Here is a 21,243-nt window from a genome sequence, read left to right on the forward strand (position 1 = left end):
ATAAACTATAATAATTACTTTAATAACCTAGATAAAATATCCCACCTAAAATAACTAATGCTATAGCACCTTTAATGATAGGTAGCATATCATCTGGTATATAAGATCTAATAATCACAAGCAAAGTACATATAATAAATATGACACCAAGGAGTATCCACCCGTCCCAAAGTACTTCTTTTAGTGATTCTGGTAACTCTATATTATTAACATCCATTTTATTTCCCTTTCTATCTTAACTTATAAAATTATAATAACGCATTATTTTTATAAAAGGAAATTTTTATATAAATGTATATACTAAGAATGATATCGATATTTTATAAGTACAAAGCACTAAAATTACTTATCTCCTCTATCTCCACCAATCATCCCCCCATACCACCCACTACTCTCCTCCAAAAACCCCCTAGTCTCTCCACTCCCCTTATAAAAACTCTCCCAACCCCGCTCCCTCAAAATCCCCTTCCAACTATCACTCTCCACCATCCTCTTAATAACACCATCCCAATAAGCAACCTCTTCCTCCGTCATATCTTTTGGGCCCATAATTCCTTTCCAGTGTTGGAAGACGACGTCGATTCCTTGTTCTTTCCATGTTGGGATTTCTGGTAGTCGGTCTAGTCGTTTTGGTGCGGATACGGCTAGTATTTTTATTTTGCCGGCTTTGTATTGTTTTTCGGCTTCGGATAGGGTCATGGTTGCGGCGCCTATTTGTTTGTTCGTTAGGGCGTTTATGATTTTTTCTTTGTTTTCGTAGGCGAAGAATTGTAGTTCGGCAGGGTTTATGCCGAATGCTTTGCTTACTTGTACGAAGGATAGGTGATCGTCGTTTCCTAGGCCGGGGGCAACTCCGATTTTGAAGTTTTCCTTGTTTTGTTTTAGTTGTTCCATTAGTTCGTTTGCGTTATCTATGGTGCTGTCTTTTGATACGACAACGACTTCCCAGTCCGATGCGAGTGTTGCGAGCGGGGTAAAGTCTTTATATGTTAGTTTACTGTGGCCTAGTAGGTTGTTCGTTATGAGTAAGCTTGAGTTAATCACCAGTACGTGACCACCTTTTTGTTTCGTATATTTCCATCCGACATCACCGCTGCCACCTACTTTGTTTGTGACTGTGATTGGTTTTGTGAAGATTTTTTCTTCCGTTAGTGTTTTTTGCATTGCCCGTGCTGTTAAGTCCCATCCGGCACCTTGAACGTTTGGCGCAACGATTTCTAATTTGTCGATGTTCACTTTATTCGTATGGGATTTTTCCGAGGAACAACCAGCTATTACTCCTGTCATGATCCATATACATAGTAATAATCGTTTTTTCATAGTCCTCTTCCTATTCGATATTTTCGTTCTGGTCGTCCGATAATGCCATATGTGTACTCTACTGTACATTCGTTTGTCGCTACTAAATATTCTAAGTATCTTCTTGCGGTTGTTCTGGAGGCCCCCATTTGTTCTCCCATTTCTTCTATTGTAATGCCCTCTTCGAATCCTTTTATAATGCCTTTCACTTTTTGCAGTGTTAACGGATCCACACCTGTCGGTAAGTTTTTTATGTCTTGTGTTTGCGAAGTCCCGAAGAAATTATCGATGAGTGCTTGATTTACTTCATTGTTACTATGTAATAGTTGCTTCTTTCTTTTATAGTCTTCAATGGTGCGAACGAATTTTTCTAACGTGACCGGTTTTATAAGGTAGTTGCTTACGCCGTTTCGAATTGCTTTTTCTAGCATATAGTTTTCATTTGCCGCAGTGACCATAATGACATCAACGTCCGGAAAGTCAGCATGAATTTTCGGCAATAAGTCTGTTCCAATTCCATCTGGTAAGTAATTATCTAATAGAAGCAAATCGATTTCTTCCCTTTGTAGTAGTTCCATCGTTTCTTTTGCGTTTAATGCTTTTCCGATCACTTTTACATCCTTTATTTTTAATAAAAACTCTTCCTGAACTTGCGCGACGCGGAAATCATCTTCTGCAATTGCAACCTTCAACATATGTCCATCCCCCTGTTCGTCATGTACTTTCTTTCAATGTTTTCGGAAGGTAAATTGTAAAAATAGCTCCCCCATTTTTCTCGTTTTGAATTTCAATTGTTCCCTCTAGTAGATCTACCATTTCTTTCACGTTTGCTAGTCCGTAACCACGATCATTTCCTTTCGTTGAAAACCCTTTTTGAAAAATGGTCGTAATTTTTTCTGCCGGTATCCCTGCTCCACTATCTATCACTTCAAACACAATATCGTACCCAATATCCGTAACAAAGAAGGAAACATTCTTTTCCTCCTGCTCACTCACCGCATCAAACGCATTGTCGATTATGTTTCCAAGTATCGTAATAAGGTGCGAAACTTTTATATGGTCTGGTAACGGATGAAGCGCACTATCTCCTTCAATATGAAAATCAATTTTCTTCTCCGATGCTGTTCCGATTTTTCCTAATAAAATAGCTTGTACTTTCGCATCATGAATTTGATGGAATAAAATATGGTTTTGGCTTTGATGAATGTTAGATTCTTGCTGAATAAATTCAATCGCTTCTTTGTAATGTCCTAACTGAAGTAATCCTGATAAGACGAACAGCTTATTTGTAAATTCATGTGTTTGAGCGCGTAAGTCCTCGGAATACTTTCTTACCTCAGATATTGTGTTCACTAAGTTTTGCAGTTCTGTTTTATCTCTAAAACTACATACAACGCCTACTGTACTGCTATTTTCGAGTATTGGTGTCATGTTTAAAATGAATACTTTATCTTGAAATGCTATTTCTTGATCGATTTCTAGCACTCTCTCCATATGAAAATCCGGTAAAACTTTTGAAATGTGTTGCTGCATATAATCATCATTTACATGTAGCATCTCTTCTGCTGACGTATTCATCATCGTAATAAAACCATTTTGATCAATGGCGATAATTCCTTCTTTTATAGATAGTAATATTGCACTTCGTTCCCGGTATAATGCCGCGATTTCATTCGGCTCTAAACCGAGTGTATCTTTTCGAATGCTACGCGCTAAAAGGATGCCACCAACAATGCCGGCTACTAATACAGCTAAGGAAAAGAAGATAATTTCTTTCGTTCTGCTCAATATGTTAGATTCAATACCTTTTATTAGAAACTCCACTGTCACAACGCCTACGACTTGATCGTAATCTCCGTTATGAACAATAATAGGTGCCTTCGCCATTAAAGCCGGACCACTTACTCCCTTTCCTTCAAGCGTATAATAACCACCAAAAGTGAGTGCTTCATAGTTATATGGATTGTTACTCTTTGTACCAATCAACTCCGAATTAGAATGGGAATACATAACCCCAAAGCGATCTTCTATAATGACATAATCTGCACCAGCTTGCTCGCGAACTTGTTCCGCAATGGATTGAATGGTACTTTTATGCTCATTATTTTGAAAAGCATCCTTTATAGCTGGCATAAAAGAAAGAGATTTAGCTGTTTGCAGTGCTAGCTGCTCCACTTGGCGCTTCGTATCAACGGACTGAATGTAAACAAATATTCCCGCTAATAGGAGAACGACAAATAAAATTAACGCGATAATTAAGCTTACTATTTTCGTTTGTAATGACACTTTGCGTGATTTCTTCATGCTTCATATCCTTTGATAAAATATTCAAAACTATCAATCTCCTTTTTCTATTATTATGACAAAACGAATAATGAAGCAACTATTAAAACTCCCCATGTACATAAAGTACAAAAAGAATGAAATTGTCATAATATTGAGATTTCAAACAAAGAACAGTACAATTTAAACACAATGAACACGCTTTCATATATACCTTTTATTTATAAGCAAGAGGAGGAATGATTATGGCTCAAGCAAAATCTAACCGAGTCGCCGGCAATATCTTTAAAGGTTCTGTCGGCAATTTAATTGAATGGTACGACTGGTACGTTTACTCTGCTTTCGCTGTTTATTTTTCAGCAGAGTTCTTTCCTAAAGGCGATCCAACGAGTCAGTTACTGAACACAGCGGCTATTTTCGCAGTTGGTTTTTTAATGCGCCCTATCGGAAGTTTATTAATGGGACGCTATGCGGATCGGCACGGACGCCGGGCAGCATTAACGCTTTCGATTACAGTTATGGCCGGTGGTTCTTTAATTATCGCCTGTACACCTAGTTACGAAAGTATCGGTATTATGGCACCAATTATTTTAGTTCTTGCCCGTTTACTGCAAGGGTTATCACTCGGCGGAGAGTACGGAACTTCCGCAACGTATTTATCTGAAATGGCTAGTAGTGGTCGCCGCGGCTTTTATTCAAGCTTCCAGTATGTCACGCTCGTTGCCGGACAAATGGTTGCGTTAGGCGTTCAAATTGTTCTTCAGCAATTACTAAGCGAACCAGATATGAAAGCTTGGGGTTGGCGTATTCCATTCATTATTGGAGCGATGGGTGCAGTAGCTGTATTATGGCTTCGCCGCACGATGGATGAATCAGAGCAGTTCGCAAACATAAAATCGCAAAGACGCGAAAGCGCAGGAACCGTTCGCGCTCTTATGAAACATCCGAAAGCAGTATTAACAGTAGTCGGTCTAACATTAGGAGGCACTGTCGCATTCTACACGTACACAACATATTTACAAAAGTTCATGGTAAACACAGTCGGTCTTCCGAAAGAAGTTGTAAGCTGGATTAACTTTGCCGCACTACTTATTTTCGTCGTACTTCAACCAATTGCGGGGCTATTATCCGATAAAATTGGACGCCGCCCACTATTAATGGCTTTCGGTATTCTCGGAACGTTACTAACAGCGCCAATCTTCTTCTTTATGGAAAAAACGACAGAACCAATGGTAGCATTTTTACTTATGATGGTCGGTCTCATTATCGTTACCGGTTATACTTCCATTAACGCAATTGTAAAAGCAGAACTCTTCCCAACCGAAATTCGCGCACTTGGCGTAGGCTTACCATATGCACTAACCGTTGCGATATTCGGTGGAACAGCCGAGTTCATCGCATTATGGCTAAAAAGTATCGGTATGGAATCACTATTCTACTTCTACGTAGCTGGATGTATCGCGATAAGCTTCATTACGTATTGGCGTATGGATGAGTCATCGAAGACTTCGCAGATTGAGGCGGAGCTTGGTGGTGGGGATAAACTAGCTAATAATAAGTCTAGTTAAAATTATGTATTCTATGTTCTTCGTTTACCTGAAAAAGCATAATTCATTAATATGCAATTTAAAAACCTCTACTTATATGTAGAGGTTTTTGTATGACGAAAAAACACGTAGTTCCATTGTTATTTTACAAATCCCAAATTCTTCCTCATCTTAAAGTGGAACAAATTTATTACTTAGAGTGTCTAATAAGTGTATTTCTAATATGAGTTGTCCAGATTGGATACAACATATCCCGTTTGACATCTATTTTTATGTATTACAAAAAAATGAAAGGACTTATTATTCCCAAAAGTAAAAAACATGTATTGTAATACTTTCACAGGTGAACCATTACAAGTGGAAACAAAAAAGAAACAACCCAAACCGTGACTTATCAATCATATAAAGTGAAACTTTAATCAGCGGGGGTCTTACTGCCCGGCAAATAGCGGGATAAACGTTTTGGATGTCATTTAACCTGTGAAATTTCAGCTGCAGTAGTATTGTTACCTTATGTCATCTTTAATTGCATCGGTATTTAGAATACCTAGACAAAATCCATATATTCTTGAAAGAGGTTGAAAATTTATGTTCGTTTTAAACAAGTTCTATAACATTTTACATTACAAAAAGATTGTACCTGTAGTATTACTTTCATGTGTATCACTTATAGGCTGTTCCAATAGTAATGCTCAATCTGAACCACCTAAACAAACGAATCAAGCTAATCAAATTAAACAAGAAAATACAGGTAATCAATCTTTTGCTAAACTTGAAAAAGAATATGATGCTAAGCTTGGTATTTATGCACTGGACACAGGTACGAATCAAACGATTGCTTATCATTCAGATGATCGTTTTGCGTTTGCATCTACATCTAAATCATTAGCTGTGGGCGCTCTTTTACGCAAGAACTCATTAGAAGCTCTTGATCAAAGAATTACGTATACTCATGAAGATCTTTCTAATTATAATCCAATTACTGAAAAGCATGTTGATACAGGAATGACGTTAAAAGAACTTGCAGATGCTTCAGTTCGATATAGTGACAGCACAGCACATAATTTGATTCTTAAACAGTTAGGAGGTCCCTCTGAATTTGAAAAAATCTTGAGAGAAATGGGAGATACTGTTACTACTTCAGAACGATTTGAACCTGAATTAAATGAAGTGCATCCAGGAGAAACACATGATACCAGTACACCAGAAGCAATAGCTAAGACGCTTCAATCATTTACATTAGGGACTGCACTTCCAACAGAAAAACGTGAACTATTAGTAGATTGGATGAAGAGAAATACAACTGGAGATAAATTGATTCGTGCGGGCGTACCAAAAGGTTGGGAAGTAGCTGATAAAACAGGTGCGGGATCTTACGGAACAAGAAATGATATCGCAATTATTTGGCCACCAAATAAAAAGCCAATTGTTCTTGCTATACTTTCTAATCATGATAAAGAAGATGCTAAATATGACGATAAACTTATTGCAGATGCAACCAAAGTCGTGTTAAATACCTTAAAAGCTACGGAATAGAGGATAATAGGTTAAAAGTTTTCTATTTTAGGTGGTGTTTTCTCTAGTAGGAGTGGCACCGTATTTTCATCAACTAAAAATTTAATAGTGCCCCAAAAATGAAATTTGGTGCTCTCCTAAAACATCTGGACTGTAATAGCCAATTAAAAAAATGCAAACAAAACGACCCTTAATCAGTCTTTTTGTTTGCATTTCCTTTTTCTAAAACCACAGAAAAGATAAGTACTATAGTTAACAGCATAATAAACCTTACTTCACTTACAAAAAATGAATAAAAAGTATATATTAAAATTAATATTCCATAAATAATTTTGTGCAATGTACTCCCTCCTTTTTGCCCTATATATTTTAGTATAAAAGTTTGATTCAAGTTCTATATCCAAATGAAAATAAAAATCACCTGTGATATACACAAAGTGCTTTTCTCTTGTCAATTTATCTATTTTCACTATATTTATCTATTTTCTTTTTATAACTCAAATTTCTTCGAATCGTACTTTTCTAGAGTTTGCTGCAATTCATTTTGTTCATATGGAATATGTTGATCTGCCTGTACATCTTCAACATTTTCTCCACCTGTTAATAATCTCCTGTACTTAAAAGAGTGCCCTTTTAATACTGTTTTAATCATTTTATATTGCCCTCCTTTTGTTTGATTACTTGTATCATAAAACAAGTATCTGAAGTTGATATGTAGTTTATCTAGAGTGTATGTAAATTCAAAAAATCTCTAATAAAATGTTTATGTTGTAACGTTACCATCAAAACTAGTGCTTCAAACACCATGATTTGAAGAGACAGTAACCCATATTCTAGCTTGAATTCCCGCTACAGTTCTATATTGAGTAAAACCAGTTGATCCCTATAATATAAAAAGAGCACCACTTTTTGGATGCTCTTCGTTATAACTATATAGTATTTAATTTCCTTCTTTTGTTGGTACCATTTTTCCTTCTTGAGAACCTGTCCCCTCTGTTCTTTCAACAGTTTTTGCGTTTCCTTTAGGAGTTGCTGGCACTGCATCTTTAGGTAAATCAAAGTTTTGTGAGAAAGACGTTGTTCCATCTACACTCTGTGTAATTACTTGATTTGAACTATCTTCATTTGACTTTAAATTGTCCATTTTCGCATCATCTGCACCTCCCGCTACCAATCCTGTACTTAAAATTGCTCCTGCTAATAATGTTTTAATCATTTTTCATTACCTCCTGTTTATTTGTAATATTCATCAAAAAAGTATCTAGAGTTAATGTTTTAGTCATTATCTTTATCTACTTGCTTTTTGATTACATTTAGCATAAGACAAGAATCTATAGTTGATATGGACTGCATCTGGAGATTATGTAAAGAAAAATGGATGATCCATTGTATATCCTAATGGATGCTTAAACAAGATTGAAACTTTATATGAATTTGAATAATTGAGTTCCCCTTTGTTTTTGGGTGTGAGGTTTTTAGCTGGAGTGAAGTGAGGGACTAACCTTTTCTAATATGAAAGCAAACTTTTTATTATTAGTTTACATTCGAATCTGTAAAAATATTGACTGCATCCCAATTCCCCTGATATCCTCAAATTTAGCAAGAAAAGTATACATTCAAAGCGTTGTAAACAAAGAAATAGAAGGTAAATAATCAAAAAAACATCTCATTAGGATTCAGCTGAAATACATGTAATTTTAGATTAAAGTCTGTATTTTTTTCCATTATCAGATTGCAAAGTAACAAAAATGTACAGTATTGTTACTTTGCAAATAATCCTTAGCATCGATTTTATGTTAGTACATTGGCTGTCCCCCTAATTAAAAAGATGGACAATCTTTTCTTTCTTTTTCAGATGACTTTACTAGCTGGTTAGATGGTAAAGGTTGGCACTGGGATTATATTTAAGTACACAATAGCAACAGAAAAACATACTATGTAACAGCAAATGACGCTTATGTACGTGTGAAGTAATACTAAGAATCCCCTTTATCTAATAGGATTCTTAGTATTACATTAATTTGAAGTTTAAATAACGATGTCTTGATAACCAACTTCTACAACTTGCTCATTTTCAAATCTCACCCCGACACCGTCCTCTTCCCAGGTACAATTGAATATTAATCCAACTCTTCTAATTCCATCTTCAAAATCTGGTAATATAATTAACCCAACAGGTTCCACCAATTTTCCTAGTTCTTGAATGGTTGTTATAATCGGCGCTATTTTATCAGCAGATTCATCACCTACCATATCTCTATATTCCATATATTCTTCTTCATAATACTCGAATATTGCTTGTTCAGCTTCTTTTGTAAGTTTGTTTATATCAGTAATGAACTTCCTATATGCTTCTTCTTGAACTTTAGGAATTAAATCATCTTCTTCTCCATCAATAGTTAAAGAAACTATTTTTTCCTGCCCAAAAATAGTTATCTTTTGTTGTCCGCTCCAATATAAATCGTGAACAATTTCACCAAATAATTCATGGTTTATTTTTTTCATAATTTTATTCTCCTGAATTTTTTCTCGATAACCAATTACGCCCATATTCCCCGAATAAAAAAACATAAACTCATATTAAACTTTTCTTATTCTTTAGGAACACAGCTATTACATTTCCATTCTTATCAATAACTACTCTCAAATTGTTAATACGCCTTCAATTAGCTGTAGCACCAATAGATTCTTTGAATGTTTGTTCGCAACAAATAGTATGATTATAAATTTTAAAAATAAATGTTATAGTCACCCAAAATAAAAAGCGTGAGCTATCTAGCCCACAATTAAGAAGAGTCTTAATTTAAATGTTCTTATAAAAATTAACTTTTCAATTGTTATTTTTATACATTTTTTTGTGCTTGTCCCCATATCTCAATTAAATCTCTAAGTTCAGTTGTTTCTATTTTACATATATTAGGATCATGATTAGAATATAAATCGACTAGTAGAGTTTCTTCTTTTTTCACTTGAACTGCACATAGATTACCTTGAAATTCATTATATTCTTTTATATTGTTTAATACTTCATCGATTTGTTGTAACCACCATTTAATAGGAATCCCTTGGATATCATCTTCTAAAAATGTGGCTACAATTTCTATTTCTTTAGGTAATTCTATTTTTAAAGAATCTACATCTTCATATTTTGTTATTTTATAATCATATTTCATTTTTGATACCTCACCATCTTTAGTACTTTGGATAAACAGTTATAATCTTATCATTAATAAGAACAAACCTAATTTCCATTCCTTCAGATGTTTTACTAGAATATAATCTTCCACCTATACATCTTTTATTGCTATAAGCCTCGTGAATGGCTTCCATAAGAAGAATGCGATTATATACTTGAAATGCAACAAATTCTCTTTAAAAGCCTATACGTATTTTCCTTCCATCTTCTATATGCTTCCGTAAATAATAATACTTATGGAGTTCTATAATCATATAAAACAAACCAAACGAAAACACTGTGCATGCACACATAAATACAATCGCACCCATCTGTTGTGTTGCAATGCTAAGAATTATATTAGCAATTAACTGCCCCAATCCCGCTGCAATAGCTGCTACTTTTACACCACCAGTTCCTTTCGATGATTTTGATTTTTTTCTTGGTTCCTGAAGTTTTTCAATATGATTTTTATAAAAATGATACAAAGCAAAACTATACAAACCAAATGAAAGAATACAATAGATAGGAGTTTGTAATTGTAACACTTCATAAGCATATTTTTGAGTTATAACTAATAATCCGACTGAACATATGGTGCCATATACTCCTCGAAATAGAGTGTATTGTAATTATCGTTTCCGAGGATTGATAGCAATCCATATCGCCCACAAATTTAAAAAAACAACTGGAGGAGTTACTATATATACATAGAGTAATCGAAAAGGATTCGCAAACGCAGGCAAGAGAACAAACACGTCTGCCCCCAAAAGGACAAGGACAATTACATGGACTCTTATTTCATTTACAGGATAAAGAGCCATATAATGTGCAAAAGCTTTCTTATTAAAATCTATACTTTTTTTCATATTAATTAAACCACCCCGCTACTGTTCCAATCAGTAAAAGTTTCATAACTATTCATTCTCTCCCCCTAAATTTATCCATAATATTATGAGCAACTATATTCCATAGTAAAGAAAGTACGGTAACAAAAAGTACAGCTAAAGAAAAATAAATCCTATCCTTCCATATATCATATACAATCATGCCTAGTATAATCATTATTAACGCACCAACACATATAACTATTTTTGAAAATTTTCGCATTCTATTATCTCGCTTCCTTCTCAAACTTAAATGAAACTCCTGCGGAATCTATAACCATACCCACCTATTACAATCTCACCTTTAGAACTTATATCATAATCACCTAATACAGGTATATAATTAGGTATCTTAATTTTAGTAATTTCCGCTTCATATGTTTGCAACACTATCAACGTTTCAAATGTCCTTTATACATTCCTTATTTAACCCCAAAATATTAAAATATGAATACTATAAAAATTAACTATCTACTTCCCATCAAAATTATGGTAATCCTATTAAACCTGGGGTTACCCCTTCTACCTTTGCCCATTCAAACGAGCACTCAACTAACATTTGATTCTTACACTTAATTTTTAATAAACCTTCTTCTTCTATCGTATTTATTTCAAAATAATCAATTATATTTTCTGTCCCTAAACCTTTTATTGTTAAATTATGAATAGTAAAGAAAGATATCTCTACATAAATTACATCCCACTTATTCCATTGTTTTGGCTTGTTTTCAACATTTTCCTTTGTCATCAATTGAATAACTAAAGTAGGACCATCTCTTTTAAGACGTACATCTAATAACTCTGATTCTTCAAACTTTGGTATTTTCCCAAAAATACTAATTAACGCTTGTGGATTTAAAAATTTAAATTGATCAACCATTTTTACACTCCCTATTTATTATTTCTCTCCTCAAAATAATAATGATTCTCCATACCATCTACCTGTCCTGTTCGTGTATTGTATTCAGGTCTTACATTATGATGCAGTGGCTGATCTCCAATTCCACCTTCTCCAAACTTATGACTCTCTGAATGATCTTGAATTATAATTTTTTGACCTTTTACTTCATATGTTAATTCTCGAATCATAATAGGCTGTTTATTATCATTTAATATCCTTTTACCATTACTATCTGTTAATGGTACCATTTTTTTACTAATCGGATGTTGAAATCTAGGTATATTTAATTTCTTTTAAACTAGCTCTCCTAGATTCATGAGAAATTTCCCCCTCAATTTTCTTAACTTTGAGATAATATTAAAAAGACTTATGCGTAATTCACATAAGTCTTACTTTTGTTACTCATAATTAATTATTATTTGTCTTCGCAATCACATAAGCTAGAAAACATTTCTTAAAATGATGAACCAATAATGCACCACTCTAAAAAAAAGAGAATTGATATCTATTAAATATAATAATCAGGATTTCCTTCCATTTTTATTGAAAATTCTTCTAAAGAATCCGCTATTTTCGTTGAACCATAATATATAGGACATTGACCTAATTCATTTTCCTGCTTAAATTTAATTGTTAAAAAGCTAATCTCTGATACTTCAAAAAATACTAGTGATTCTTCATCATCGACATCGTCCAAATTAGGATTATATTCATAAACATCTTGTCTTAAACGAAAATCTGCAACAGAAAATGGGTCCATGAATCTGTTAATAAGAGTCTTATTAGTCTTTAAAAATCCATAGCCAATTTCCTCATAGAAACGTTTTAATTCTTTTGGAAATTGCATTTTCAACAAACCTTCTGCTTCTGCTATCTCTTCTTTTGGTAAAGGATAAAAAATAGGTGTTTGATTAGATTTAATACTCTCGTCTGCTACAATGTGTTTCTTCAAAAAATTAAACATGTTTTAATTACCTCCTTATTACAGAAGGGCTGTTTTCAATGCTTCCTCAAGCATTGTATTGAAATCATTATATGTGTTCATCACTGTGCCAGATGGTTTATCGAGTTCTAGATAAGTACTGTCTGATAAGTTTTTGCAAAACCACGCAATATTTGAATCCCCAAAGAAAAGATACTCTTTTTGAAATTCATTTTCATACCAAATCTCATTGGTTTCTATAAGCCCGCAAATTGATTCGTCCCTTTCTGTATCTAACAAATAAGAGTCAACTCCATAAAGTACTAGCCCGTTAAAATCTAATCCATTTACAGTTTTAAGAAACTCCTCATATTCACTCGGTAGGTCAACATTAAAATTCTTTTTCATGCGTTCTCTTAATTTCTTAACTTCACTATCTGTTACTGGTGTATTCAGTTTATCATTAAAACTTTTCTCTATTTTTTCAATTTCTAAAATTAGATTTTTCCACATATAAATTTCACCATTGCTTCAGCTTGAATCAGTTCAAAAATTTCTTTTTCATTTCCCTCATAATTGTTTAACATTCTTAGAATTCCTAAAACCTTTGCATCCATGTCACTAACTCCTATCAATTATTTTAGGACTTTCTTTTACATGTCCGCTTTTGAATCCCATACCTCTACAAATTCAAAGCCTTTTAAATCACTCTCTAAAACTGCATTTCTAAATTCGTCAGACACTAAAACAGTAGAGGAGTGTAATCTTTGATTTAAATAGGTTTTAAATATTATCTGCCCTTCAACTATATTAGGCAAAAATGCGTATTTTTCGAAACCTATTATTAATCCTGTACTTAGTTTTTCAAAAACTGCTTTATTGTAGTCAATTGCATCAATTGTATTTAAAACGTTTATTAGGTAATAAACTTCACCTGTAACATCATGGGTTAGCGGAAGGAACTCAACATTATTACAAATTAGAGGTTCTAATACCTCTTTTGCTTTTCTACTAACCATTGGCGTGTCAAGTTCCCCCCAGAACATAGGACAATCACTATGGTTATCTCCTTCTACACATTCAACAAGAATTTCTCCCCATGAATCAGATAGCTTTATTGCCAAATCAATTTTTTCATCGAAATATTTTTTACGGTCTTCTTTCAAATTTAATAGTTGAAAAGATTTATAGTTATCAAATAAACTTTTTAATTGCCAAATTTTCATCTTTTTTCTCCTTTACTATTTTTCTAGCATAAATAAAATTATTCCTTCTTCGGTTTATTTAATTTTAATTTACCATTTACAATGGCAAAACATACTATGTAACAGCAAATGAAGCCTATGTATATGTGAGGTAGTAGGTAGCAAAAAAGCAGAACCTGATGAAAGCTGAGGTTCTGCTTTTTTATAATGTCTGTCAGCTTTTGAAAGTCAATTTAACTACATATTTGCTTCTGAATCCCATATCTCTACAAATTCAAAACCTTTTAAATCACTTTCTAAAACTGCATTTCTAAATTCATCTGCTACCAAAATATAGTTCGGGTGAATCTTTCCATTTATATACAATTTAAAAAACATTTCATTTTGAACAACACTAGGAATAAATACAAATTTTTCACAGCCTATTATTAAACCTGAACTTAATTTTTCAAATATTGTATTATTAATATCAAGTGCATCTAACACACATAAAACGTGAATAGCATAGTACTTTTCGTTTGTTGTTTTATGAATTAATGGTAAAAATTCAACATTATTGCCTACTAAGGGTTCTAATACTCCTTTAGCTTTCTCACTAATTATTTGTACACCAGATTTCCCCCAAAAAATAGGACAATCACTTTGATACCCTTCATCTATAATCTCAATAAATTTAACTGTCCAAGAATCTGACAAACTCACTGTAGAGTTAAAATCATTTTTAAAATATTTTTTGTCCTCTTCATAATTTAATAATTGAAAAGTTTGATAATCACTAGTTGAACTTTTTAATTGCCAAATCTTCATATGTATATTCTCCTTCACCATTTATTGACATATAGTTATTTCTTTGGTTCATTTAATCTTATCTTACCTTCTAATAAATCTTGTCTTATTTTGTGTAAAACTTCAGCTACATCAGCTTGAGTACCACCCATTTCCACAACACTATTTAGTCGTTCTGTTACTTCTCTTATATACTCTTTAGAATGGCTACCTATATGCAATACTTCAGTGGTCACATAATCATTCACTTTATACGGTAAAAATACCCCATTGACAGCAGCATCATGGTGTATTCCAATCTCTTTTAATAATTCCTGTACTTCCACAGCCCTACCATCATTCCAAGGTACAATATGATGTGCCGCATTAGGATACGGTGGTGGTTCAATCCCTGCTTCTTTAAGTTCTGCACGCAATTTTTGAGATGCTGTATACGAATCGGGATAATCATTTTTTACATCTACTCTATCAAGAACTTTATCTGCATATTCCTTTATTACTTCTTGAACATCTTTGACCCTACTTCTTCCACCAGTTTTGGAAAACATAAATGTATCACGGGCTTCTTGTAACATTTCAGAAGCTTTTCTCTGTGCACTTCCAAAGCCACTAGCACCTGCGAATGCAAAGCGTTCTGTCAACGGTAATTTATTCGCAACAGAAGAGATTCCTGTAGAAAACTTTGCTAGATTTACACCTTCACCGAGTGTAGTTACTTTCCCTACATTGCTTATCCCTTTATCCCCAATCCATCCTAACCCAAATTCCATAAAAATACTTGTTCCCCATTTTGTACGACTTTCCGCATCACCATGCCAAACATCATTCATAAATGAATCCGAAAAAGTATTACACATAGTATATGCCGTCTCTAGAGGGTGACCTATAGCATACTTAATATTTTCTTTTGTTACTGTATCGTCTAATGAATCAAACCCTTCTACAATACCTCCAATAACTTGCCCAGAACCAACGTATATACCATCCAAAATTTTTCTGAGCATAGATTTTTCAGTGGGGTTATCATACATTGTACCTTCTTCGATATTATCATCTGATAAATTATTATTTACAAAATTGTCCGCTTCGCGTGCCTTAGCTTCTGTCATTTTTTGAATGGAAGTCGTCCAGTTCATATTCAACCCCTGTGTACTAAATGTACCACTTACGGGACTAAAACCTTTTCCACTTTGGACTTCCGCTAAACCCATCGCAATGTTAGCGACTAGTTGGAGGGCAGTATCATAATTACTACTAGAAGTATAATTAAATTCATATAGATGTTCTAGTTTTTCTTGCAGTTTTTGCCTCATGACAGTAAAAAGATTTACCATAGCGTCCATACCTGGGATTGGCATAGTTTGATTGAGCGCTTCTGTACTTGCTATCATTCGGTCAATTTCCCGAATTTGTTCTAATATCTCTTGTTCAATTACATCTGTAGAAGCGACTTGTGATTGAAATTGACTTGGAAAAGCATCATTCTGACGAATTAATTCTTCACACAAATAAATGATTCCTTGTGCCAAAGGACGAAAGGTTTGTACAAAAAATGATTTTGCACTGCTATAAGTTTGTCCTTGTAGAACAGTATCAATTGCAAAGGCATCAATTGACTGAATGACTTGTTCCATACCTTGAATGGTAGCGGTACATACAGCATTCATACTTTGAGTTTGGCCTTGTACTTCTCCTAAATACATATTTAAGCTCATGCATTGACCTCCCTCGCTAATTGTTGTTGTTGATAGGAAAGGTCGTTTTCTAAATCACTAAGGTTTCGTCTTTCTTTAAGCAACGTTTCTTTTTGGTTTTCTAATTCAAATGTGACTTTTCGTTCAATATGTTGTGCCTCTTGATATGTATTCATAAAAAACTGAGACATTTCTCTATCACCATGCCAAGTTCCTAAAATTCGATCAAACAAACGATGGTTTCGACCTCTCCATTCATAAAAATCTGCTTCCGCTTGCTCCTGAATGTGAATCGCGGATTGATTTCGGTCTTGTTCTTCAAATACACTTCTTAACTTTTGATTTACTTGATTGATTTGTTTTTCAATATCTTGACTCATTATATTCCTCCTACTATTTTACCTTTACGTAGGTTGTCACATTAGCGAAAAGTGTTGTGAAGTTCGTTATCCATTCTCTCAAACTCTTGGGCTACTGAATGAATATTATCGACCGCTTGTTGAAAGGCAGTGGAAAATTGTTTCGTAAAATCTAACATTTGTTGATTCGCTTCTTGTGCTTTGGAATTAACAGATAATGTTGTACGCGTCGCCTTTGTTATAGAACGATTTGTTGCACTTTGGATTATATTCGAAGCTGTTCTCATCTGCGTAGCAATTTGTTGTGCCGTTTGAAAATTACTTTGAAATTGTCCCATCACTCAAATCCTTTCTCTAATTTTCAGAAGATGCCAAAGAAATCCCAATAAATATATGAAAATTCCCTATTAATATCACTCTTTTTAAACGTGTGTCCAGCTAAGTTGGGCATGCAATCAAATGAACCATACACTATAAGCTGTATGGCTCATTTGAAATGCCTGTTATATAGAGTATGACAATTTTTATTTCAAACCGAAATTACGTGATAATTCTTCATCATGAGAAGCAACAGCTTCTGCAGTTTTATTAAGCTGCATATTAATTTCTTGTAATAGCTGTGCGAAGTTTTGTACTTTTGGCTTTAATTGATTGAACTGTTGGTCAAAACCTTCAAAAGCACGACCTTCCCATTCTCCTCTTAATTCATTTTGTAAATTTTGTAGTTGACTTAAAATGTCCTCAATTTGATTTGCACCTTGTCCATATTGAGCTGCTTTCGATTTAAGCTCCTCTGGTGACATACGAATTTGTCCAGCCATTTTCATTTCCCCTTTAATACATAATGAGCAAAATATAAATTGGTTAATTTTACTAAATATATTATAATGTATTATTTTGAACTTTAAAACATTTTATCTTTCTATTGAATATTAGAATATTAATATTCAACTTTTTCTTACTTTACAAGATTTTATGCAAAAAAGACCACCAAAAGGCAGTCCCTCAAAACTCAATCCCATCCCGCGCTCCACTACTTTCTCATACAAATAATTCGCAACGATAGTATCTACTACAGCCAAACCAACTGATTTGAAAATAGTAATCTCTTCATCATTTTCGTGACCAGCTTTTCCCCCTTATAATTTAACCAATTTCGGCGTGGAGATTGCTAGTTTTATCAAAATTTGAAGATTACCTGTTTCTAGATCCTATTCAATTAAGCAATCCTACAAATGCCTCTTCTTCCTCATCTATAAAACCTACAAATATAATTCCTTCAATATCCTCATGATTAAATACAAATGTATAATCAGGATTCATGTATCCTTCTGGATAAAAACAGCCAATATAGTCATACATCACAAGTTCTTTAATCCCAAGTTTTTGTTTTCTTCCATAGTTATTTATGTGAATTCAGCTCGTTTTTTTGTTTTGGGTGAAAAAATTTTTAACTTGATAGCAATGTGGTGCTGCACCTATTAGGCAAATTCGACAAAGAAAAGACACCCAAAGGTGCCTTTTTCCGACTTGAACCATCTTAATTTTATTGTGTTGTTATTATATAAGAAAAGAAGACATCGCTTAAGATGTCTTCTTTTACTTGTACACTTGTTGTTAAGAAGGTATTTATTGCTTAAAAACCATAAAAAAATATAACAATCATCGAGTAAACCTATTATAGCATCAATAAATAGAGTTTTTATATGAATTTTTACATATATATAGATTTATTTATGTTTTATCTATATAGTTAAATTGTCTGTTTCTTGTTTTAATTCGTTTGTTTATTTTGAGTGCTCCAGCAATGGAGCCTTTTTTTATGCAATAAAACATTTTCTTAGCATTACTTAGTTGATCTATATTAACTTTACCCTCTTAAATTATATCTATATTTTACCAAATAATTATATAGATAACCAGTTTTTTCTAATAATCTAGTGAATTGATAATTTTAATGTTAGTTGTTAATACCCATAGAAAAATTCATTATGCAATGAAAATTGAGAAATCAAGAATTATAAAAAACTTATAGTATCTTTTGTAAAGGTATATTTTTAATTTGTATATTAATATGTTATAATTTAATTTCTAAAACTACCAAAAAAGGACTGCCAGTAATGGTGGTCCTTTTTTATATTGATGAGATTGTACTAGGTTGAGCAAAAAAATGGAACCGAAAAAGTTATTTCTAATGAGGATAGCCTTCTTATGATGAAGTTTCATTCAGTGGATCTGCAAGCAAACATAAAAGAAGGAAAAAATTACGATTTTACTTTACGTGGATATAGAGTACCTATACTTTCATGGTTTCCAAATTTAGATGGTGCCGAATCACAAAATTAGCACTATTCTTTAATAAAAAATCCTAATCATTTTTTAATGAGTAGGATTTTTTATTAAAGAGCTATTTCGTATTAATTTGTGTCATCATTTAATATGCTATTTTAAAATATTTTCTAAATTTGATAACTTATTATCTAAATTTCCAAATTATATACAGCACTATCAATTAAACAATTATTAAATATATCTTCTATCTAAAACATCGTATTATCATTAGCTGCTTCACTTGGAATCTCTTGAATTACATCCCAGTGTTCGACAATCTTTCCATCCTTGATACGAAATATATCCACTATAGCAACTCCCTTATCTTGAGAATTAGTACGAGAGTGTACATGAAGAGCAACTGTATCCCCTTCAGCTACTACACGTTTAATCTCTGCAGAGGAATTAGGATTTTTAACAAAATCCTCCTTAAAGAAATCCATGAAGGCTTTTCGTCCATCAGCAACAAAAGGATTATGTTGCTTATAATCTTCGCTAACATATTTAGGGATAATATCGATATTATGTTTGTTAAAAACTTCATTATAGAAATCAACTACCATCTTTTTATTCTTTTCATTTTCTTTCACTTCTTTTGATACAGAAGCAACATTCTCGCTCTTTATTGAGTTCCCTTTGTTATTACCGGTGGAAGCTTGATATACCAAAGTCGAAACTACTCCTAAAATAAATACAGAAATAATTGTTATGATTAAACTTTTCTCTAATTTCATATATACCTACCTCTTCTACTTAAATAAGTTTTCTTCTATAAAAAGTTTGAAGAAGGAGAAACCTTCCCAAAAATGTAATGTCAGGGGTAATGTTAGGAATTTCATTTATCCTCCCCTATACAAGGCATATTAGAAACGATTAACTCTAACTTAATACCTCATTAACAGTTGCACTGTCCACAATTTGTATAAACTTCTTAACCTTATCGTTCTCATCAAACTTATAAAGATGACAAAAATCTGCTACAAATGACTTCCCTGTAGCTTTATATGTTCCACTATATTTTCCATACACAATAACAGTATCGTTATTAAAAGTATAAATTTCATCTTTAGCGCTATAGTCATCCCATTCTGTGCCAAGACGTTCATGTACGTTTTTCACTACTTCATCTGGACCTATATAAGTACCTGCATATGGAAACCCAGCAGCTTCTGTCCAAGATACATTTTCACTTAAATACGTTTTGAACGCATCCAATTTCCCTTCGCCAGTTAACACATACGTTTCATGTAATAGTTTTTGATATTTATTCATATCATTAACCCCAAGGCATTTCTTTTGTTACAACTTTTGCACTTAATTCTAATACACCTTTATTTGCATAGCCTGGATATGCTGCTTCAAGTTTTGCCACAAAATCTTTTGAAGTTCCACTTTCCTCAGAAGCTTGAACCGCAGTTCTTAGATAATCCATTGTCGCAGTAAGTGCTTGATTATTTAGGGATTTTTCGATTGATCCATGGCTAGGTACAATTATGTCAGCATGTAATGCTTGTAACACTTTCAAGTTCTCAATCCACGCCTCCATCGCCGCTTTTGAACTAGTATCCGCTAAGAATACATGTATTTCGTTAAATACATCAATACCACCAATTAATACTTTCAGCTCTTTATTAAATAAGCTAGTTCTGTAATGATCTAAGCCTACTAGTTCAAATGTTAACCCCTGAAAATCAATTGTGTTTTCTTTAAACACTTGAGGTAATACCACGTTACTTGGTGCATTTTCTCCAAGAGCGTCTTTCCAAACTTTTAATTTCCCTAAGACAGAATGAACGATATGTTCAACAGTAGACTCCGTAGCATACGCTATAGCTTCTGGGTAAACGGCTTTAATGCTCTCTAATCCAAAGTAGTAGTCTGGATCCCCATGAATAATAAAGATTTTATCTAGAGATAAGTTGTTTTTTTTCAAATACTCTACAATTTCTTTCGAATCAGACTGCGTAAATTTTGAGTTTATTAAAAATGCATGTCCTGCTTTCTCAACTAATGTTGCTGTGACCATAAAGCTTTTTTCATCCGAACTAAACACCGTTAATTTCACATCTTTTTGATTTGTATCGATTGTTTTAAACATAGTATGTTATTCTCCTTTTGTTAAAGTTATTAACTAATTATCATATTTTTATCTTGTTCCGATAAAGTGAAACTTTAATCAGTGGGGGTTTTGTTCATCCCCCACTGATTATTAGTTGAACCAATCGGACTTTTACGGACAGTTGATCCCCCACCTAACTTCTTTGCTTCCACTGAATTTTGAGGTGGGGGTCTTACTGCCCGTTAAAGCGGGATAAAATCTCCCACTCCCATTCATCTGA

The 21,243-nt window shown here is 33.4% G+C and carries 22 protein-coding genes and 4 pseudogenes; 2 read left to right on the forward strand and 24 right to left on the reverse strand.

What is annotated here, in order from left to right; all coding sequences use genetic code 11:
• Positions 1-19: 19 nt before the first annotated feature.
• The 4 genes from COK05_RS16095 to COK05_RS16110 form a co-directional block, all read right to left on the reverse strand.
• Positions 20-217 carry a hypothetical protein gene (locus COK05_RS16095; RefSeq protein ID WP_097995572.1) on the reverse strand — a complete coding sequence of 66 codons (198 nt, stop codon included), beginning with the start codon at positions 215-217 and terminating at the stop codon, positions 20-22.
• A 125-nt stretch (positions 218-342) separates the two neighbouring features.
• Positions 343-1,320: a tripartite tricarboxylate transporter substrate binding protein gene (locus COK05_RS16100; protein ID WP_098613375.1), complete on the reverse strand. Its 978-nt coding sequence runs from the start codon at positions 1,318-1,320 to the stop codon at positions 343-345.
• Complete coding sequence (locus tag COK05_RS16105) at positions 1,317-1,994, reverse strand: response regulator (protein WP_098613376.1); 678 nt, start codon at positions 1,992-1,994, stop codon at positions 1,317-1,319. The genes COK05_RS16100 and COK05_RS16105 overlap by 4 nt, the downstream gene beginning before the upstream one ends.
• 19 nt (positions 1,995-2,013) lie before the next feature.
• The gene (locus tag COK05_RS16110; RefSeq protein WP_098613377.1) at positions 2,014-3,603 is read right to left on the reverse strand and encodes an ATP-binding protein; all 1,590 of its coding nucleotides are present in this window, start codon (positions 3,601-3,603) and stop codon (positions 2,014-2,016) included.
• Positions 3,604-3,827: 224 nt separating this feature from the next.
• On the opposite strand from COK05_RS16110, the gene COK05_RS16115 reads away from it, so the two are divergent.
• Positions 3,828-5,150 (forward strand): MFS transporter, encoded by a 1,323-nt coding sequence (locus COK05_RS16115; RefSeq protein ID WP_098613378.1) that lies wholly within the window; start codon positions 3,828-3,830, stop codon positions 5,148-5,150.
• A 567-nt stretch (positions 5,151-5,717) separates the two neighbouring features.
• Entirely contained in the window at positions 5,718-6,665 is a 948-nt protein-coding gene (gene blaIII, locus COK05_RS16125; RefSeq protein ID WP_050842691.1) for a class A beta-lactamase BlaIII, read from the forward strand.
• A 469-nt stretch (positions 6,666-7,134) separates the two neighbouring features.
• On the opposite strand, the gene COK05_RS31365 is transcribed toward blaIII, so the two are convergent.
• From COK05_RS31365 to COK05_RS16245, 20 genes and pseudogenes are all read right to left on the reverse strand, one after another.
• A complete protein-coding gene (locus COK05_RS31365; protein WP_176539449.1) occupies positions 7,135-7,296 on the reverse strand; it encodes a hypothetical protein in 162 nt (53 codons plus the stop codon).
• Positions 7,297-7,590: 294 nt separating this feature from the next.
• Positions 7,591-7,860: pseudogene (locus COK05_RS16135) on the reverse strand (alpha-ketoglutarate permease); the annotation flags it as partial.
• Between the two features lie 812 nt (positions 7,861-8,672).
• Positions 8,673-9,149: a DUF6985 domain-containing protein gene (locus COK05_RS16140; protein WP_098613379.1), complete on the reverse strand. Its 477-nt coding sequence runs from the start codon at positions 9,147-9,149 to the stop codon at positions 8,673-8,675.
• Between the two features lie 338 nt (positions 9,150-9,487).
• Positions 9,488-9,817: a hypothetical protein gene (locus tag COK05_RS16145; protein ID WP_000872946.1), complete on the reverse strand. Its 330-nt coding sequence runs from the start codon at positions 9,815-9,817 to the stop codon at positions 9,488-9,490.
• Between the two features lie 199 nt (positions 9,818-10,016).
• Positions 10,017-10,688, reverse strand: a pseudogene (locus tag COK05_RS31800) (hypothetical protein).
• Between the two features lie 505 nt (positions 10,689-11,193).
• Positions 11,194-11,586 (reverse strand): immunity 50 family protein, encoded by a 393-nt coding sequence (locus COK05_RS16165; protein WP_098613382.1) that lies wholly within the window; start codon positions 11,584-11,586, stop codon positions 11,194-11,196.
• A gap of 11 nt (positions 11,587-11,597) precedes the next feature.
• Entirely contained in the window at positions 11,598-11,855 is a 258-nt protein-coding gene (locus tag COK05_RS16170) for an HNH/endonuclease VII fold putative polymorphic toxin (RefSeq protein ID WP_098613383.1), read from the reverse strand.
• A 260-nt stretch (positions 11,856-12,115) separates the two neighbouring features.
• Positions 12,116-12,571: an SMI1/KNR4 family protein gene (locus COK05_RS16175; RefSeq protein WP_098613384.1), complete on the reverse strand. Its 456-nt coding sequence runs from the start codon at positions 12,569-12,571 to the stop codon at positions 12,116-12,118.
• Between the two features lie 18 nt (positions 12,572-12,589).
• A complete protein-coding gene (locus COK05_RS16180) occupies positions 12,590-13,042 on the reverse strand; it encodes a YrhA family protein (protein WP_098613385.1) in 453 nt (150 codons plus the stop codon).
• A gap of 140 nt (positions 13,043-13,182) precedes the next feature.
• Entirely contained in the window at positions 13,183-13,755 is a 573-nt protein-coding gene (locus COK05_RS16190) for an imm11 family protein (RefSeq protein WP_098613386.1), read from the reverse strand.
• Between the two features lie 216 nt (positions 13,756-13,971).
• The gene (locus tag COK05_RS16195; protein ID WP_070173760.1) at positions 13,972-14,541 is read right to left on the reverse strand and encodes an imm11 family protein; all 570 of its coding nucleotides are present in this window, start codon (positions 14,539-14,541) and stop codon (positions 13,972-13,974) included.
• Between the two features lie 35 nt (positions 14,542-14,576).
• Entirely contained in the window at positions 14,577-16,235 is a 1,659-nt protein-coding gene (locus tag COK05_RS16200; protein WP_098613387.1) for an AHH domain-containing protein, read from the reverse strand.
• A complete protein-coding gene (locus COK05_RS16205) occupies positions 16,232-16,594 on the reverse strand; it encodes a DUF3958 family protein (protein ID WP_000076120.1) in 363 nt (120 codons plus the stop codon). The genes COK05_RS16200 and COK05_RS16205 overlap by 4 nt, the downstream gene beginning before the upstream one ends.
• Positions 16,595-16,635: 41 nt before the next feature.
• On the reverse strand, positions 16,636-16,911 hold the full coding sequence (locus COK05_RS16210; RefSeq protein ID WP_000529655.1) for a TIGR04197 family type VII secretion effector: 276 nt from the start codon (positions 16,909-16,911) through the stop codon (positions 16,636-16,638).
• Between the two features lie 186 nt (positions 16,912-17,097).
• Positions 17,098-17,394, reverse strand: a complete 297-nt coding sequence (locus tag COK05_RS16215; protein ID WP_000918587.1) for a WXG100 family type VII secretion target — start codon at positions 17,392-17,394, stop codon at positions 17,098-17,100.
• 126 nt (positions 17,395-17,520) lie between these two features.
• A pseudogene (locus COK05_RS16220) lies at positions 17,521-17,712 on the reverse strand (hypothetical protein); the annotation flags it as partial.
• Positions 17,713-17,788: 76 nt separating this feature from the next.
• Positions 17,789-17,974: pseudogene (locus COK05_RS16225) on the reverse strand (DUF4176 domain-containing protein); the annotation flags it as partial.
• Positions 17,975-19,113: 1,139 nt separating this feature from the next.
• Entirely contained in the window at positions 19,114-19,638 is a 525-nt protein-coding gene (locus COK05_RS16235) for a nuclear transport factor 2 family protein (RefSeq protein ID WP_000764214.1), read from the reverse strand.
• Between the two features lie 145 nt (positions 19,639-19,783).
• Positions 19,784-20,176: a nuclear transport factor 2 family protein gene (locus COK05_RS16240; protein ID WP_001046364.1), complete on the reverse strand. Its 393-nt coding sequence runs from the start codon at positions 20,174-20,176 to the stop codon at positions 19,784-19,786.
• A 4-nt stretch (positions 20,177-20,180) separates the two neighbouring features.
• The gene (locus COK05_RS16245) at positions 20,181-21,002 is read right to left on the reverse strand and encodes a cytoplasmic protein (RefSeq protein WP_098613388.1); all 822 of its coding nucleotides are present in this window, start codon (positions 21,000-21,002) and stop codon (positions 20,181-20,183) included.
• Positions 21,003-21,243 lie beyond the last annotated feature (241 nt).

This window comes from Bacillus cereus (genome assembly GCF_002567495.1).
GTDB classification, from domain to species: Bacteria; Bacillota; Bacilli; order Bacillales; family Bacillaceae_G; genus Bacillus_A; species Bacillus_A cereus_AQ.